Annotated in this window: 16 protein-coding genes and 1 riboswitch; of the genes, 2 read left to right on the top strand and 14 right to left on the bottom strand. The window is 65.3% G+C overall.

The genetic code is table 11. From position 1 onward, the window contains the following. Positions 1–191: 191 nt before the first annotated feature. Positions 192–1,013, top strand: a complete 822-nt coding sequence (locus RhoFasB10_RS23855; RefSeq protein ID WP_167678931.1) for a sulfurtransferase — start codon at positions 192–194, stop codon at positions 1,011–1,013. Between the two features lie 163 nt (positions 1,014–1,176). On the opposite strand, the gene RhoFasB10_RS23850 is transcribed toward RhoFasB10_RS23855, so the two are convergent. Beyond that, complete coding sequence (locus RhoFasB10_RS23850) at positions 1,177–2,472, bottom strand: NtaA/DmoA family FMN-dependent monooxygenase (protein WP_167678929.1); 1,296 nt, start codon at positions 2,470–2,472, stop codon at positions 1,177–1,179. Positions 2,473–2,674: 202 nt separating this feature from the next. Between RhoFasB10_RS23850 and RhoFasB10_RS23845 the strand changes: the two genes are divergently transcribed. After that, positions 2,675–4,522: an FAD/NAD(P)-binding protein gene (locus RhoFasB10_RS23845; RefSeq protein ID WP_167678927.1), complete on the top strand. Its 1,848-nt coding sequence runs from the start codon at positions 2,675–2,677 to the stop codon at positions 4,520–4,522. 20 nt (positions 4,523–4,542) lie between these two features. Here RhoFasB10_RS23845 and RhoFasB10_RS23840 read toward each other — a convergent pair whose 3' ends face one another. From RhoFasB10_RS23840 to RhoFasB10_RS23785, 13 genes are all read right to left on the bottom strand, one after another. After that, the gene (locus tag RhoFasB10_RS23840; RefSeq protein ID WP_068422008.1) at positions 4,543–4,854 is read right to left on the bottom strand and encodes a multidrug efflux SMR transporter; all 312 of its coding nucleotides are present in this window, start codon (positions 4,852–4,854) and stop codon (positions 4,543–4,545) included. Continuing rightward, positions 4,854–5,204 carry an SMR family transporter gene (locus RhoFasB10_RS23835; protein ID WP_084423558.1) on the bottom strand — a complete coding sequence of 117 codons (351 nt, stop codon included), beginning with the start codon at positions 5,202–5,204 and terminating at the stop codon, positions 4,854–4,856. Before RhoFasB10_RS23835 ends, RhoFasB10_RS23840 begins: the two co-directional genes overlap by 1 nt. Before the next feature lie 46 nt (positions 5,205–5,250). Next, positions 5,251–6,192 carry an NADP-dependent oxidoreductase gene (locus tag RhoFasB10_RS23830; protein WP_167678925.1) on the bottom strand — a complete coding sequence of 314 codons (942 nt, stop codon included), beginning with the start codon at positions 6,190–6,192 and terminating at the stop codon, positions 5,251–5,253. A 78-nt stretch (positions 6,193–6,270) separates the two neighbouring features. Then, positions 6,271–7,344 carry an MsnO8 family LLM class oxidoreductase gene (locus tag RhoFasB10_RS23825; RefSeq protein WP_167678923.1) on the bottom strand — a complete coding sequence of 358 codons (1,074 nt, stop codon included), beginning with the start codon at positions 7,342–7,344 and terminating at the stop codon, positions 6,271–6,273. Beyond that, the gene (locus tag RhoFasB10_RS23820) at positions 7,341–8,108 is read right to left on the bottom strand and encodes a DUF1684 domain-containing protein (RefSeq protein ID WP_167678921.1); all 768 of its coding nucleotides are present in this window, start codon (positions 8,106–8,108) and stop codon (positions 7,341–7,343) included. Before RhoFasB10_RS23820 ends, RhoFasB10_RS23825 begins: the two co-directional genes overlap by 4 nt. Then, positions 8,105–9,472 carry an NtaA/DmoA family FMN-dependent monooxygenase gene (locus RhoFasB10_RS23815; protein WP_167678918.1) on the bottom strand — a complete coding sequence of 456 codons (1,368 nt, stop codon included), beginning with the start codon at positions 9,470–9,472 and terminating at the stop codon, positions 8,105–8,107. The genes RhoFasB10_RS23820 and RhoFasB10_RS23815 overlap by 4 nt, the downstream gene beginning before the upstream one ends. Next, the gene (locus RhoFasB10_RS23810; protein ID WP_167678916.1) at positions 9,472–10,557 is read right to left on the bottom strand and encodes an LLM class flavin-dependent oxidoreductase; all 1,086 of its coding nucleotides are present in this window, start codon (positions 10,555–10,557) and stop codon (positions 9,472–9,474) included. Before RhoFasB10_RS23810 ends, RhoFasB10_RS23815 begins: the two co-directional genes overlap by 1 nt. After that, entirely contained in the window at positions 10,550–12,139 is a 1,590-nt protein-coding gene (locus RhoFasB10_RS23805) for an ABC transporter ATP-binding protein (protein ID WP_167678914.1), read from the bottom strand. Before RhoFasB10_RS23805 ends, RhoFasB10_RS23810 begins: the two co-directional genes overlap by 8 nt. Further along, positions 12,136–12,927, bottom strand: coding sequence for an ABC transporter permease (locus RhoFasB10_RS23800; RefSeq protein WP_240931432.1), 792 nt, complete (start codon positions 12,925–12,927; stop codon positions 12,136–12,138). The genes RhoFasB10_RS23805 and RhoFasB10_RS23800 overlap by 4 nt, the downstream gene beginning before the upstream one ends. A gap of 85 nt (positions 12,928–13,012) precedes the next feature. Beyond that, positions 13,013–13,999, bottom strand: coding sequence for an ABC transporter permease (locus RhoFasB10_RS23795; RefSeq protein WP_167678911.1), 987 nt, complete (start codon positions 13,997–13,999; stop codon positions 13,013–13,015). 2 nt (positions 14,000–14,001) lie between these two features. Beyond that, positions 14,002–15,618, bottom strand: coding sequence for an ABC transporter substrate-binding protein (locus RhoFasB10_RS23790; protein ID WP_167678909.1), 1,617 nt, complete (start codon positions 15,616–15,618; stop codon positions 14,002–14,004). Between the two features lie 95 nt (positions 15,619–15,713). Continuing rightward, positions 15,714–15,794 carry a putative leader peptide gene (locus tag RhoFasB10_RS26850; RefSeq protein ID WP_346764474.1) on the bottom strand — a complete coding sequence of 27 codons (81 nt, stop codon included), beginning with the start codon at positions 15,792–15,794 and terminating at the stop codon, positions 15,714–15,716. Positions 15,795–15,798: 4 nt separating this feature from the next. Beyond that, a riboswitch (SAM riboswitch) is annotated at positions 15,799–15,894 on the bottom strand. A gap of 53 nt (positions 15,895–15,947) precedes the next feature. Continuing rightward, positions 15,948–17,075: an LLM class flavin-dependent oxidoreductase gene (locus RhoFasB10_RS23785; RefSeq protein WP_167678907.1), complete on the bottom strand. Its 1,128-nt coding sequence runs from the start codon at positions 17,073–17,075 to the stop codon at positions 15,948–15,950. Positions 17,076–17,081 lie beyond the last annotated feature (6 nt).

Raw genomic sequence — 17,081 nt, 5'->3', positions numbered from 1 at the left:
GTCGAGCCCCAACCCAACAGAACCCAGAACAGCATCCGCACCTCATGGGTGTACACCGGACGTCCCATCGCAACCATCCCCCAATGATCAGGCACGTTGCGATGACTGCTTGAGACCGCCGTATAGCCCTCTATACATTCCCACGCACGTGCGGCGCAGCCGCTTCCTGCCAGCGAGAGAAGAGGAACAGAGTGACTGTCACGATCGACGCACACGAGTTGAAAGCGCAACTGGCGAGCGATGATCCGCCGGTTCTGCTCGACGTCCGGTGGGCTCTCGGTGACTCCGAGGGCCGTGAGCATTACCGCGACGCACACATTCCCGGTGCCGTGTTCGTCGACCTCGACAACGAGCTCGCGAGCCACGGCGAACCGTCCGACGGCCGCCACCCGCTCCCCGAGATCTCCGACCTGCAGAACGCCGCGCGTAGCTGGGGAATCGGTTCCGGCTCCCGCGTCGTGGCGTACGACAACACCGGTAATCTCGCCGCTGCACGCGCCTGGTGGCTGCTGAGGTGGGGCGGCTTGACCGACGTCACTCTTCTCGACGGCGGACTGACTTCCTGGACAGCGGCGGGTTTCGAGACCGCGTCGGGCGACGAGATCCCTGCGCCCGGCGACGTGGAGTTGACCCCAGGTCACCTTCCGACGCTGACGGCCGACGAAATCGCGAGCTACTCCGGCACGTTGCTCGACGCACGTGCACCCGAGCGCTATTCGGGTGAGACGGAACCGATCGACCCCAAGGCCGGCCATATCCCCGGCGCGATCAACGCACCGACTGCCGCCAACCTGGACGCCGACGGACGGTTCCTGTCTGCCGATGCGTTGCGTGAGCGGTTCGACTCCGCCGGCGCGGACGTCGCCGTCTACTGCGGATCGGGAGTGACTGCGGCACATCAGATCGCGGCGTTGGCGATCGCGGGGGTCGATGCGGCTCTGTACCCGGGTTCGTGGTCGCAGTGGTCGAATCAACCGAACAGGCCCGTCGCGACCGGCGTCTCACCTCGCTGACGAGCCCTGGCAGTCAGCCGTGGACGGACAGATTCTCTGCGGCCCGCGCACAGGCGAGGCCACGCGCCGAGTGATCGTCGAACCACCGCAGGTCGAACACTCGCTTCATCCACGTCATGTCCCCTATCGAACACCGTGACGCCACCGAGTGGAACAGTTCGAATCACCGAGATTCGAACTGCGGCAGTTCCAGGTTTTCCCGGAACGTAGCACCGAGGTAGTCGCGACCGACGATTCCCCGACGCCGTAGCTCCGGCAGCAACCCGTTCAACGCGAAGTCACGAGTCCGTGGGTCGGCGAGGCCGCCGATCGAGATGACGTCGAGAACGCCGGCGTCGTAGCGCTGCGCGATCGCGTCGGCCAGCTGATCGGGTGTCCCAGCCTCGGCCCAGTGACCCGTGTCCTTCGACGCAATGATCAACTCGCGCAGTGTCTTTCCCTCCGCCGCGAGCTTGCCGAAGATTTCGACGCGGCCGCGTCGGCGATTCACGGTCTTCGGGTCGGGCAGCAGATCGACCGGAATCGGCTTGTCCAGCGGCAGCTCCGTCAGATCGATCTCCCCGCCGAGCATGTCGGCGAGCCGAGCGCGCCCGGCGTCGAAGTCGGTCGACTCCTCCCGCTCCTTCAGCAGTTGTCGCACCTCCGCCTCGGAAGCGCCGTAAGTGGCATGGAACGACGAGAAGATGAGCGGGAGCTCACCCCCGCGACCCAATTCTGCTGCGCGAGTACGGATCGTCTTCGTGTAGGTGACCGCATCTTCGAGCGTCGCGAGCGACGTGAAGACCACTTCGGCGAACCGCGCACCGAGTTCGATTCCTCCCGCGGACTGACCGGCCTGGAACTGTACCGGCCGTCCCTGCGGCAGCGACGGAATGTTGAGCGGCCCCTGCACGGTGTAGTACTTCCCGCGGTAGTCGATCGGCTGCACGAGCGACGCGTCGAGCACGGCACCGTCCGGACCCGGCGTCAGAGCACCGGGTTTCCAGCTGTCGTACAGAGCGTGGACCACCTCGAGGGATTCGGTGGCGCGTGCGTACCGCTCCTCCGGGCTCGGCAGATTCTGGTCGCCGTAGTTCTCTTCACCGAGTGACGACGTCACCGCGTTCCACGCGGCTCGACCGTTGCTGACGTGGTCGAGGGTCCCGAACAGCCGGGCCAGATTGTATGGGTGGTGGAACGTCGTGGTCACCGTGGCGATCAGTCCGACGTGTTTCGTCACCGCAGCAAGCGCCGCCAGGTAGATCAACGGTTCCTGCGCACCGATCGCACCCTGTGCACCGAAGCTCAAGAGGTCGGCTGCGAACAACGCGTCGATCCTGTTGTGCTCGGCGATCTTTGCGACCTCCACCGACGTCGCCAGGGTGGACTGCGTCGGATCGACGGCAAGGTCGTAGATGTCCTGACCACCGCTGACGCCGGTGACGGTCTTGAGTGTTCTGCGGCGCCCGGCGGAAGTCATCCTGCGTGTGCCTTTCGCTGTCGAATCCCTCTCCAAACGCGCAATTTTAAGAACACAACGCCAACGGCACCAGGAATAAAATCACCGTGATTCTGGGTCGATACCTGCGTGTGGGATCACGGACGGACATGGTTACTGTCGTGCTGATCTCCCAGATTCCCCTGGGTTTCGTTGGACACGAGACAGAGTCGATCGAGGCACCATGACGAGCATTCCCGAACAGCACCGCATCGCGATCGTCGGCGCAGGCCCTCGCGGTACCGGTATGCTCGAACGCCTGCTCGCCCATCTCGCGGACACCGACGCGGCCGACACCACATCGATTCACATCGTCGATCCCTTCCCCGCAGGCGCGGGCCGAATCTGGCGCGGCAGCCAGCCCCCGTTGCTCTGGATGAACTCGGTCGCCGCCGACGTCACGATGTTCACCGACGAGACGACGACCGTCGACGGCCCGATCAAGCCCGGCCCGACATTGGCCGAGTGGGTCCTGTCGAACATCGGGACACTGAAGTCGGATCCCGAAGTAGCGTCGGAACTCGAGATGTTCACGGCCCAGTCCTTCGCGTCGCGGACACTGCAGAGCCGATATCTGGAGTGGGTGTTCGCGCAGGCCGTCACCGATGCACCGGCCACGGTCGACGTCCACCGCAGCACCGTCGTCGACATCGCGGACTCACCGGACGGCTCGCAGACACTGACTCTCGACGACGGTTCGACGCTCGACGTAGACGTCGTCGTCCTCGCGCAGGGTCACCCGGACGCTCTTCCGTCGTCGGCCGAGACCTACCTGCAGAAGTTCGCCGATTCGCACGACCTGACGTACGTGGGTCCCGGGTACACCGCGGACCTCGATCCCGACGTCGTGCCGTCGGACGAGCCGATCCTCGTCGCCGGTCTCGGACTCGCGTTCATCGACTGGATGGTTCTGCTCGCCGAGAGCCGCGGCGGTGTGTTCTCTCGTGGCATCGACGGCGACCTGATCTACGAGCCTTCCGGGCGCGAACCGATCGTCTACGCGGGCTCGCGACGCGGCGTCCCGTATCACTCGAAAATCGGGTACGACATCGCCGCCGCCCGACCTCCGCTGCCCAAGTACTTCACCGCCGACGCATTTCCCGGCGACGGGTGGCTCGATTTCCGACGCGACGTCTGGCCACTGGCCGCGAAAGAGCTTGCGGGAGCCCACTTTCACGAGCTGTTCGCCTCCCATCCAGAACGCATTACCGGTGAGTGGGCGGATTTCGACGCGCGGTTCGCTGCCCTCAAGTGGGGATCGGACGAGGCACGCCGACTCGTGGAGGCGTTCGTGCCCAAGGACGACGACCGGATCGATCTCGACCTGATCGACCGACCGTTGACGGGTGAGTCCTACGACGACGTCGACGACGCCACCGCGCGCATCATCGGATACATCGACGACGATCTCGCACGCCGTGCCGATCATCACTACAGCAGCGACGCCGCAGTGTTCAGCGCTTTGCTGTCGGTCTACATGACCACCGGAGAACTGTTGCGCCGCGGCCGCATTCCGGCCGCGTCGGTCGCCATGGACATCGAAGGCTGGCTGCACTCCTTCTTCAGTTTCGTCGCCAGCGGTCCACCTCCGCAACGGCTCGAGCAACTGCGCGCCCTGGCGTCATGCGGCGTCGTCAGGTTCCTCGGCCCCGACACGACGTTCAGCGCCGACACCACGGACGGGGTATTCGTCGCGCAGAGCGCAGCCCATCCCGAGATCATAATGGCGAGAACACTTGTCGACGCCCGCCTTCCGGTCGCGTCGATCCGGTCAAGTGGCGATGCGCTGCTGCGTACCCTGCACTCCCGCGGCGAGATGGTGGAGATCCGAGCGAACGAGCGCAGCGCCGCGAAGATCTCGGTCGACGGCAGATCTCGAATCATCAAGGCCGACGGCTCGGTTCACGAACAGCGCTACGCCGTCGGGCCATGGGTAGCCGGGCACAATTGGTCGTCGGCGTTTCCCCGGCCGCAGACGAACGCAGGATTCTTCCGCCACAACGACGCGTTGGCGCTCGAGTTGCTTCGGTAGCCGGTCGACCCCTACGAGCTCTATCCCGTCTCGATCAGCAGCACACCGCCGATGATCAGCGCTATCCCGGCCGACATCATGGCCGTCAACGGCTCCTTGAACAGAATCTTGCCCGCGATGGCCGTCAGAGCGACGCCTGATGCTGCCCACACGCCGTAGGCCACGCCGATCCCCATTCCTGCCGACAAGGCCAGCGCCAGAAACGTGAACGCGGCGCCGTAGCCGACGACGACCGGGACGAGCCACAGCTTCTTACGACCACCCTCGGACGCGCGCAGCGACAGCGTCGCGATGACTTCGGTGACGATGGCGCCGGCGAGAAAGAACCACATCAGGTAGTCACCTCACGCCGTGCAGCCCGACCCGCGCCGAATTCGACGAGCACGACGCCCGCGATGACCAGCAGAATGCCCCCGATCATCGGTGCGGTGAGCGCCTCGTCGAAGATCGCATTACCCAGGATCGCCGTCAACGCGATACCGGCCGCAGCCCAGATGCCGTACGTCTTGCCGATCGGTGCCCCGCCACGCAGGATCAACGACAGAAAGACGAACGACGCGCCATAACCTGCAACGACGACCGCGTACCACGCCGGTGTGTCGACAGCTGCCTTCATCGACAGGGACGCGGTTACTTCCACCGTGATCGCCGACGCGAGTAGCGCCCAGTACTTGTTGCCCACGCTACGGACCAACGAGCAGGAGCTGCCGAAGATTCCGCGCGAGAAGTCAGGGAATCAGTACGAACTTCCCCCGTGGGTGCTCGGCCTTCAGCTCCGCGTGCGCCGTGGCGGCGTCGTCGAGCGGGAACGTCTTCGCGATCGTGATGCTGATGTCCCCTGCTCCTGCGGAGTTCACGAGGTCCAGACGCGCCTTCTTTCGTCGTTCTGCGCTCTCCGGGTTTCCACCGCCGACGGACTGGAAGCCGTCCGTGCCCGCACGCTCGAAGGCCGCGATGGTCACGATCCGCTGCTTGTCGGCGACGAGTTCGAGTGAGACGTCGACGGCCTCGTCGGTACCGACGGTGTCGATCGCGACGTCGACGCCGTCGGGAGCGAGCTCTTTCACTCGACCCAGTAGGCCCTCACCATATTCGACGGGCTCGGCCCCGAGGCTGCGGAGTTCGTCGTGATTCACCTGGCGAGCTGTCCCGATGACCCGCGCGCCCCTCGCCGTCGCCAGCTGGATGACGACGGACCCGACGCCTCCTGCTGCGCCGTGCACGAGGACGGTGTCGCCTTTGCCGACGTTCGTCACCACCAGCGTGTCGTAGGCCGTCCCCGCGACGACCAACAGGCCTGCTGCCTCTTCCCAACCGAGAGACTCGGGCTTCGGCAGGACTGCGTCGGCGGGCACCAGCAGCCTCTCCGCATAGGCTCCTTGAGCGCCCGACACGATGACCTCGTCGCCCACCGAGATGGGACCCGCAGGCCCGGTCGCCGCACTGCCCACCTCGAGAACGACGCCACTCGCTTCGCTCCCGAGGTGCCGGGGAAGCGTCGACTCGTCGGTGCCGAACGCACCGCTGTACACCTTGTAGTCGAACGGGTTGACGCCGATTGCCTTGACCTCGACGAGCACCTGTCCTGCAGACGGTTTCGCGAGCGCCTCGTCGACGATGCGTACTACCTCGGGTCCACCGAATGCCGTTGCTACTGCTGTCCGTGTCATGCTTCGTTCCCCATTTCGTGCTGCATCGTTGGTCCGTTGTACCTGTCTATCGGATGCCGCGGTCCATCGATGCGGAACTCAGACCCGCAACCGCGGCAAGCCCCACTCTTTGCCGAGCAGTTCGTAGGACCGAAGCCGGTCCGCGTGATCGTGAGTGATCGTCGTGACCACCAGTTCGTCTGCGCCCGTCGCCTTCTGCAGACCGTCCAACTTCGCTGCGACAGTCGCTGCGGACCCGACGAATTGCGTCGCGACCCGATCTTCCACCAAAACCTGCTGTTCGTCGGTCAGCGGCTCTGCGGTCTTCGGATCCGGGTACGGAATCGCGCCGTGGCCGCTGCGAATGCTGTACACCCACTGCGGGAAAGACGACGCCAGATATGCTGCGTGCGAATCCGACTCGGCGACAACGACATCCGCCGATACTACGACGTACGGTTCGCGTGAAGTCGACGACGGCACGAATGCCGCGCGGTACGCCTCGACGGCGTCGAGCGTCGTCCCGGGGCTCACGTGATAGTTCGCGACGAACGGCAGACCGCGCGCGCCCGCGACCTGCGCACTCTGTCCGCCGCTGCTTCCGAACAACCACAGTTCGACGTCGGCGCCCGCGCCGGGTGTGGCCGTCAGCGCCAGCCCCGACGACGTCGTGAAGTCGTCGTTCAGGAATGCGATGACATCACCGACCTGCTCGTCGAAGTCGGGTATCTCCGCATGGGGGTGCTGGAGGACGTGCGCGACCTCCGCACGCCGCTCCGATCGCAGCACGCCGGCGGCATCGGGCGCACCCTCGTCCGCCGATGCTTCCGTGCGACGCTGGCTGGACCTGCCGATACCCAGGTCGATCCGCCCCGGGTACAGCGCGGCGACGGTTCCGAACGCCTCGACGACCGACGCGGCCGTGTGATGACCGATCTGCACCGCAGCCGATCCGACGCGAATCCTGTTGGTAGCAGCAGCGATCAGACCGATGAGAACGGCAGGTGACGAACTCGCCGCAGCCACGAAATGGTGTTCCGCCACCCAATACCGCTCGTAACCCCACTCCTCGGTCTGCCGCGCCAGATCGAGAGTGTTGCGCAGAGCCTGCTGAACAGTGGACCCCTCGCTGATCGGCGACAGGTCGAGAACGTTCAGCGGCACTCGCGTCACGCAGGGACCTCGAATTCCGGTGTCTTCTCCCCTGCTTCGACGGCGACGGTCAGCTTGTTTTCCGCGGGAGCGACCGGGCACGTCGCGTAGTCGGTGAACGCACACGGTAGGTTGGACGCCCGGTTGAAGTCGAGAGTGACACGACCATCGGCATCCGGATCCTCGACCGCGAGCGAACGGGACGCCGGATAGGTCGTCACACCACTCGTGGCGTCGGTGAACAAAATCTGCAGTCCACCCTTTTTACCGCCAAATGCGACGAACTGCTGACGCTCACCACCCAACTCGAAATCGATGGTTCCGACGGCGGTGTGATGATGCTCCAAGCCTTCGACGACGGCTCCCGTCGTCACGATCTTCGCTTCCGGGTACGGCGTGAACGTGCCTGTGACAGTCCATCGTTCGGAGGGCGCGTACGTCGGAAAGCCCTGGAACGACTGCAGGTGAGGCGATTTCGGATCGTGCACACGCAATGCCACCGACCCGGTCCGACGAATGACCTCGATGCGTCGCTCACCGTCCTCGACCAGAATGCCGGGGGCACCTTCGACGGGTTCCAGACGCTCGACGTCCAGACCCTCGATGTGAACGGCATCCGCGTCGGCCTTCCATCGGCCGGGAAGGTCGGCGACGGTCTCGAACTCGTCGGTGAGCCAATACAATCCGGTGAGCGCGACCCAGCCGAGCGGGTCACGATAGTAGCTCTCCCGCTCGGCGTGCCAGGTGTTCCACTGGATTTCGAAGCTGTGGACCGTAGTGGTCATGACGCTCGTACTCCTTCACGCTCGTGGGTGTCGTGCGGGTGGGCGAGTCCCAAGTGCTCGCGCAGCGTGGTGCCGCTGTACTCGGTGCGGAAGCTGCCACGTTCCTGCAGCAGCGGAACCACCTTGTCGACGAATTCGTCGAGGCCGGCCGGGGTGATGTGCGGGACGAGGATGAACCCGTCGCACGCGTCGTTCTGCACGTAGCTGTCGATCTCTGCAGCCACCTGGGCGGGAGTACCGACGAACTGCTGACGCGTCGTCACCTCGATGATCAATTCGCGGATACTGAGGTTCTTCGCCTCGGCGCGCTCGCGCCACTCACGCGCAACCTGAACCGGATCGCCGTGTCGGACGCGGCCCCGCGTGATGTTGACGTCGTCCGCCGGATCCTCGGAGGGCAACGGTCCGTCGGGGTCGTACGACGACAGGTCACGGCCCCACACCTGTTCGAGAAACGAGATCGCAGTCTGCGGTCCGACCTGCTGGTGGCGGATGACGTCGGCACGCTCGTGCGCCTCGGCGTCGGTGTCACCGAGGACGAACGTGGCCGCGGGCAGCACCTTCAGATCGTCGTGCGCACGGCCGTACTTCGCGAGCCTGCCCTTCACGTCGGTGTAGAACGCCTGCCCGGCCTCGAGTGTTCCGTGGACCGTGAAGATCGCGTCGGCCTTGGCTGCGCCGAACTCGCGGCCTTCGTCGGAATCTCCTGCTTGCAGCAGAACCGGATGGCCCTGCGGGCTTCGCGGGACGGTGAACGCAGCGTCGATGTCGAACTGCTCCCCACTGTGTCGGACGCGGCCGACCGCGTCGGTACGTCCGAAGATCCCCTTCTCACGGTCGACGACGAGGTCGTCCTCGCCCCAGCTGTCCCACAGCTTCCGTGCGACGTCGATGATCTCGCGGGCGCGTACGTACCGATCCTTCCGGTCCAGGTAGCCGCCCCGGCGGAAATTCTCACCGGTGAACGCGTCGGACGACGTCACCATGTTCCACGCGGCGCGGCCGTTCGACAGATGATCGAGCGTCGCGAACTGTTTGGCCAGCTCGAACGGTTCGTTGAACGTCGTGTTGATCGTGCCTGCGAGTCCGAGATGCGTCGTGACGGCGGCAAGCGCGTTCAACACGATCAGCGTATCGGGACGCCCGACGACGTCGAGATCGTGAATTCTGCCCCGGTGCTCGCGCAGCCTCAGTCCTTCGGCGAGAAAGAAGAAGTCGAACAGACCGCGTTCGGCCGTCTTCGCGAGATGGACGAAGGAGTCGAACTCGATCTGGCTCTTCGACGCCGGATCGCTCCACACCGTCGTGTTGTTGACGCCGGGAAAATGCGCGCCGAGGTGAATCTGTTTCCTACGCTCGACCATCACAACGCTCCTTCTGCATAACGGTTCACCGGACGAGACAGGCCGAGACGTTCCCTCAGCAGTCCGGGTGCGCCGCCGCCCGACTTCGGCAGCGCGGCAACACCGGATACCAGGGCCAGCGGCCGGAACGTCACGCCGTCGACGATTCCCGACAGTTCCGTCACCACCGCCTCCAGCCCGGCGCGGTCACCCACGTACCGCACGGTGTCCGACGCATACGGCTCCCACGAGTCCAGCTGCTCGACATCTGCTGCAGCAGAGTCGGATACGAGCACGTCGACGTCCAGCAGGACTGCCACGTTCACCGGGTCGCGCCCCTGTGCGACGACGGCCCGCCGGACACGCGCGGCGACGACGGCAGCCTCGGCGGTGGTCGCTGCCGTGACGCGTACGACGTCGGCGCGCGCGGCCGCGACGGCCAGCGAATGCTCGTCGGCGACGCGCACCGCCACGATGGGCTGCCCCTGCGGTGACCGCGGCGTGATCGACGGGCCCTTCACCGAGAAGTAATCGCCCTCGAAGTCGATGTAGTGCAGCTTGTCTCGATCGATGAACCGCCCGGTGCTCTGGTCGCGGATCTCCGCGTCGTCCTCCCAGCTGTCCCACAGCCGCGTCACGACCTCGACCGCGTCGTCGGCTTCGCGCCACAGATCGGCCGCGTCCTGAACACCTTTGCGGCCGAACGCCTTCGCGTCGTCGACGCCGGGTGACACCGCAACCTCCCAACCTGCGCGACCGTGCGATGCGAAGTCGATGCTCGCAACCTGCTTCGAGACGTGAAACGGCTCGGTGTGCGTGACGGTGACCGTCGGGATCAGTCCGATCGACGAGGTGACTGCCGCGGCGCGTGCTGCGACTGATGCGGCGTCGAGTTGGCCGAATGACGCGGTCGTGTGCGCCCCGCGTGCGAACGAATCCGAGATGAACGCGAAGTCGACGCCCGCACGCTCGGCGAGTTCGAGAAGCTCGGTCCAGTAAGCCGCGGTGAACAGGTCCTCTGCGCGGGAATCCGCTCGCCGCCAGGACGCCGGATGCCTGCCGGTGCCCTGCAATTCGACAGCAGTGAGGAAAGCTCTGTCAGGCATGAAGTGTCTCCTTGTGGGTGCCCGGTATCGCTGCCAGCAGTTCGCGCGTGTACTCACGCTGGGGTGAATCGAAAATTGCTGCGGTCGTGCCGTATTCGACGATCGATCCGGACTGCATGACGGCAACGGTGTCACTGATCTGCCTGACCACCGCGAGATCGTGTGAGATGAACAGGTAGCTGAGCTCCAGTTCGTCCTGCAGATTCGAGAGCAACGTCAGGATCTGCGCCTGCACGGATACATCCAATGCCGACACCGGCTCGTCGAGAACGAGCAGTTCCGGATGCAGCGCCAACGCGCGGGCGATCGCGACGCGTTGGCGCTGGCCGCCGGACAGTTCGGCAGGTCTACGGTGCAGATAGTCCGACCCGAGCGCGACGTGGTCGAGCAGTTCTGCTGCGCGCGTTGTTCTTTCCGCCGACGAACCGACCTTGAATGCGTCGAGCGGTTCACGCACGATCTGTTCGACGCTCAACTTGGGGTTCAGTGACGCGTACGGGTTCTGGTAGACGATCTGCACGCGGCGACGCAGCGCTCGCAGCGCGGAGCCTTTCAACGTGGAGACCTCGGTCCCGTCGAACGTCACCGACCCCGACGTGGGTGTCTCGAGACCGATGGAGATGCGCGCCAGAGTGGACTTGCCCGAGCCCGATTCACCGACGAGCGACAGCGTCCGGCCGCGTTCGACGGTGATCGACGCCGTCTTCACGGCGTCGAGCGACACACCGCGGCCGATGCGGAACGTCTTGGACACGTCCGACACGGTCAGAATCGGATCCGACGCCGGACGCTCCTGCCGCACCTCGGTACTCAGACTGGGCGCCGCGGCGAGCAGAGACTTGGTGTACTCGTGCTGTGGATTCGCGAGAACGTCTGCCGTGCGGCCGGTTTCGACAATCTCGCCCTTGCTCATGACGACGAGCCGATCCGAACGGTCTGCGGCGACACCGAGATCGTGCGTGATGAGCAGAACCGCAGCGCCCGTCTCCGCGATCCGCGCATCGAGGTGGTCGAGAATGCGGCGCTGGACGGTCACGTCGAGCGCGCTGGTCGGCTCGTCGGCGATGACTAGTTCCGGCCTGCACGCCAGGGCAATTCCGATGAGTACACGCTGGCGTTGACCACCGGAGAGGTCCTGCGGGTACTGCCGAGCGCGGACCTCCGGGTTGTCGATGCCCGCTTCCGTGAGGATACGGATCGCTTCGACTTTCGCGGATCGCTTGGTCGCAAGACCGTGCACGCGAAGCACTTCGGCGACCTGGTCACCGATGCGGATGACCGGATTCAGCGACGTCGTCGGATCCTGCGGGACCAGTCCGATGTGTGCGCCGCGGAGACGATCGAGCGTCTTCTCCGACGCGTCGTCGATGCGGTCCCCGTCGAACGTGACCGTGCCTCCGGTGACGTGTCCGGAGCCGGCGAGCAGACCGATGATGGCGTGCGCCGTCGTCGACTTGCCCGAACCGGATTCACCGACGACTGCGACGACCTCGCCCTTCTCGACGGACAGGCTGACGCCGCGCACCGCCGTCGACTCACCGTAGGAAACCTGGAGGCCCTGGACCTCGAGGATCGGGCTCATCGCTTTCCTCCTTCGATGGCGTGTCCGACGCGGTGGGCGGACAGCACGACGGCGACGATGACGAGGCCGGGAAGCGTCGTCATCCACCACGCCGTGGCGAGGAAATTACGTCCCTCGGAGATCAACGAACCCCATTCGGGAGTCGGCGGGACCGCCCCGAAGCCCAGGAAGCTGAGCGACGACACCGCCAGCACCGCCATACCGAATTCGACTGCGGCCAGCGCGATCACAGGTGCGTAGCTGTTCCGCAGGATATGGCGTCGGAACACGTCGTACCACCGCACGCCCGACGCGTATGCCGCCTCGACGTAGAGCGAACGCCTCACCCTGAGCACTTCGGACCGCATGACGCGGGCGAAATTCGCGACGAGCGAGACACCGACCGCGATGGCGACGTTGGTGGTACCGAAGCCGAGCGCGGTCACGAGAGCGAGTGACAGTAGCAATGCCGGAATCGACAGCAGGACGTCGACGATGCGCATCAGTACGGCGTCGAGCACACCGCCGACGGCACCGGACAGCAATCCGATGAGAGAGCCCGCGACGAGGGCTATTCCTACGGCCAGCAGCGTCGCCGTCAGCGACAGTCCCGCGCCGTGCACGACGCGGGTGTACACGTCGCGTCCGATGTTGTCGGTGCCGAACCAGTGGGCGGCGCTCGGGCCCTGCAACTTCTCGGCGGGTACGCCCCTCAACGGATCGCCGCTGGCGAACACCGACGGGAACAGGGCGAACCCGACGGCGAGGAGCAGTACGACCGCCGACAGCACGAGCCAGATGTTCTTCAGCCAGGCCCGCGGCGAGCGACGACGCGGAGCGGATACCGACGGCGTGGACGACCGCGCTGGCGTGAGGACCTCGCGAATCAGAGTGTCAGACACCGACTTTCTCCTTCGTTGCGTTCGCAGGGCTTTCCGGCTTCTTGTACTCCGCGACGATGCGCGGGTCGATCAACGGGTAGAGCACGTCGACCAGCAGGTTGATCGCCACGAACACCAACGACGTCAGGACGACGATGCCCTGGACTACGGGAATGTCCTGCGCCATCACCGAGGTCTGCGTCAATCGTCCGACGCCTGCCCGGGAGAAGACCGTTTCGACGACCACCGATCCGGCGAGGAGGTTGCCGACGAGGACACCTGCAATGGTGAACGCGGGAATCGACGACAGCCGGGCGACATGCTTGGTCTGCACGCGCAGACGCGAGACACCCTTGGCGCGAGCCGATTCGACGAACGGCTGCTTCCACGTGGTCGTCATGGACGTCGCGAGAACCTGAGCGATGACGGCGCCCGTCGGCAATGCCAGCGTGATCGCGGGTAGCACCAGCGACGGAAACCCCTGGTCGCCGAACGCCGGAAACAGTCGCAGTTGAAACGAGAACAGTTGCAGCAGAAGCAGTCCGACCCAGAACGTCGGGACGGCGACCCCGAGCGGCGGGATCGACAACAGGATGTTGCGCAACCATCCTGCGCGGGTGTACGTCGCGAAGAACGCGACCGTTCCGCCGAAGATCACGGCCAGCACGAGGGCGCTGAAGGCAAGCGCCAGCGTGCTGGGCAGTGCGTCGAAGATCGCCGTAGTCACCTTCTGCCCTGTGGCGATCGAGTACCCGAAGTCACCTCGGACAGCGCCGCTGAGCGAGTTCCAATACTGAATCCACACCGGCTGATCGAGGCCGTACCGCGCCTGCAACTCCGCGATCGCGGCGGCGTCGATCGGGGTGCCTGCTCCCCCGCCGTCGGCCGCGATGCTGACCGGATCGGACGGGAGCAGGAACAACACGACGAACGAGATCGTGAACGCCGCCCACAGAACGACGATCGCCTGCAGGACACGCTGTGCGAGGTACCGGGTCATGGCTACTGTCCGCTCAGCCAGGTGTCGAAGAACTGCAGACGGGCCGACGCCTCGAACTTCAGGTCCTGCACGGTCGGGCCTGCACCGATCGCCTGCGACAGCTCGATGGTCGGGATCCACAGACCGTTGTCGAGCACCTGCTGCTGCGCGCGACCGATGATCTCGTTGCGTTCTGCGGTATCGGTGGTGGCCAGTTCCTCGGTCAGCGACGCGTCGAGATCGGGAATCGGGCCGCGGGCGTTCAGGTTTCGGCCGTCGACGGCGAACGACGTGCGCAGGATGTCACCGTCGGCGCGCGTGCTGTTGTAGTACGTGGAGTCGTAGTCCTTGGTTCCCTGACGCGCGGTGGCCTCGGCATTCGACACCAGTTCGAGCTGCAGGTCGACGCCGACCTCACGCAGCTGCTGCTGGGTGAGCTCGAGGATCGCCTGGTTACCGGCGAACACGGCGCTGAACATGACCTTGAAACTCAGCTTCTGGCCGTCCTTTTCACGGATGCCGTCGGCTCCCGTGACCCAGCCTGCCGCGTCGAGAATGGATTTCGCCTTCTCGGGGTCGTAGGTGACGTCCGCGAGTTCGGTGTAGCCGGGGGTCCGACTGGCCAGCGTGCTGGTCGCGGTCTTGAAGTCCGGGCCGAGAATGGTGTCGACGAGTTCCTGACGGTCGATCGCCGGAACGAGGGCCTTGCGCACCTCGGGATCCTGCAGCGCACCCCGAGTCACGTTGGGCTGGATGCCGAACGGCGTGCCCGGATTCGACGTCGTCAGGATCCGTCCGCCGGTGGCCTCGATCTGCGGGGCATCCTGCGGGAGCGCGTCGCTGATCGCGTCGAGCTGATTGGACGACAGACTGCCGGTACGGACGCCCGACTCGGGAACGACCGTGAACTCGATGGTGTCGAGGTAGGCCTCGCCGTCGTGACCGAAAACGTCCGAGCCCCAGCTGTACCCGGTGCGCTTGGCGAGTGTCACCGACCTGTCCTGCTGATAGTCGGCGTACGTGAACGGGCCGCTGCCGATGTTGCTGCCGTCGCACCGCGCCTCGGCCGGCTTGGCGACGGTGGCGAGGGACTGAATTCCCAGTTGCGCCGTCGACGTCGCCTGCAGGAACTGCGCATTCGGACCGTTGAAATCGATCTTCGCGGTGAGTGGGTCGACGACGGTGGTGCCGACGTAGCCGGACAGGTAGCTGCCGCCGAGCGGGGACTTCGCTGTGGTCAGCGTGTTCACGATCGAGTCGAAGTTGGCCTTGACCGCCTCGGCGTCGACCGGCGTGCCGTCGCTGAACGTGACGCCGTCCTTGAGCGTGAACGTGAACGACGACGCGTCGGGGGCCACTTCCCAACTGTCCGCGAGCCACGGGGTGATCTCACCGGTCTCCGGATCCTGGTCGGTGAGCGAATCGACGATCTGCCGGATGACGTAGATGGTCTGATTGGTGCCGGATTGTGCGGGATCGGAGCAGGTCGGCGCGCCGGACAGTCCGTAGCGCAGTGTGCCGCCGGGCTGGGGCTCGCCTGCATCTGCGGTGGTCGACGTGGAACTACCGCTGCACGCGGTCAGAACGACACTGGCGGCAGCGAGGGCGCCGATTCCCGCCAGAACGGAACGTGAGGACACGTAGGTACTCCGGATCTCGAGACGCGAGTACACCCACGGACATGGGTGTACTCGACTTCGGTGAAGGTGGTGAAAAGAAAGTCAGCCGGCAGGGCTCAGCTGCGACAGGTGGCACCGGCCAGGCGGCACAGGTCCACGTGGATCCGGCCCCAGCTGTTGGTGTATCCAGCGTGCATCGTTCCTCCATCGTTCCCGGCGGTAGCACCCGCTCCCGACTTGTTCGGGGGGTTGCTGCGACGTCGTAGAGCCAGGTCTCTCGGTCGCTCTGGATGGTGTTGCGCTGGCAAGTGTACGACTACGTACGACACTTATGCCAATTGGGGCATTCCCTACGGAGTATTGGGGGATTCGAACAGCGGTAGCACTCCCCTCCCGAAATGCTCAGCTTCTTCGACGTGGGGGTAGCCCGAAAAGATGAACTCATCGATGCCCACCGCCTGATATTCGCGAATCCGGTCGGCCACCTCGGCGTGACTGCCGACCAGCGCGGTACCGGCTCCCCCGCGCACCAGACCGTACCCCGCCCACAGATTCGGCCCGACCAGCAGGTTGTTTCGATCACCACCGTGCAGATCGAGCATGCGTCGCTGCCCCTCGGACGCGATGCCGCGCAATGCTTTCTGCCTGCGTGCGATGATCTCGTCGTCGAGCCCGGAGATCAGGTTCTCGGCAACCGCCCACGCCTCGTCGGCGGTGTCACGCGCAATGACGTGCAGCCTGATCCCGCCTCGGATGTCCCTGCCTCGGTCGTGTGCGGCCTTCTTGACGTGCGCGATCTTGTCGGCGACCTGATTGGGCGGTTCACCCCAGGTCAGGAACACGTCGGCCTGCGCGGCCGCGACATCGACGGCAGCCGCGGACGATCCACCGAGGTACACGTCGGGAAGCGGGACCGGCGGGTAGCCACTGAAACCGGCGCCGCTCGGCCGCTCGACGGTGTAGAACTCCGACGACGTCGAGACAGGCTTGCCGTCGCCGACGGCACGGGCGATTTCGAGGAATTCGAGCGCTCGACGGTAGCGGTCGTCCTTGCCGAGTGTGTCGCCGTACGCGCGCTGTTCGACGTCGTCACCTCCCACGACGACGTTCAGCAGTGCACGTCCACCCGAAAGTCGTTGGAACGTACTGACCATCTGCGCCGACAGGACCGGCTCTACGGCACCGGGCCGGAACGCGACGAGGAACTTCAGACGCGCCGTCGCCGCGATCAACGCCGACGTGACCAACCACGCGTCCTCGCAGTGAGCGCCCGTCGGCGTCAGCACCGCATGAAAACCGAGCCGGTCGACGGTCTGCGCCAGACGAGTCAGGTAGTCGAGCGACGCGTCGCGATGGCCGGAATCATCCACTGCTGCAGCGTTGTCCGCAATGCGCACTCCGTGCGACGTACCACCGAGGCGTTCGTCGTCGCCACCGGTAGGAAGAAACCACGAAAACTTCGGTGCCGTCCTTGTCACTGCCCA

The sequence above is a fragment of the Rhodococcus sp. B10 genome (assembly GCF_011770055.1).
GTDB lineage: Bacteria > Actinomycetota > Actinomycetes > Mycobacteriales > Mycobacteriaceae > Rhodococcoides > Rhodococcoides kyotonensis_B.
The sequence above is the reverse complement of the archived record's forward strand: the minus strand, read 5'-3'. Positions and strand labels throughout refer to the sequence as shown.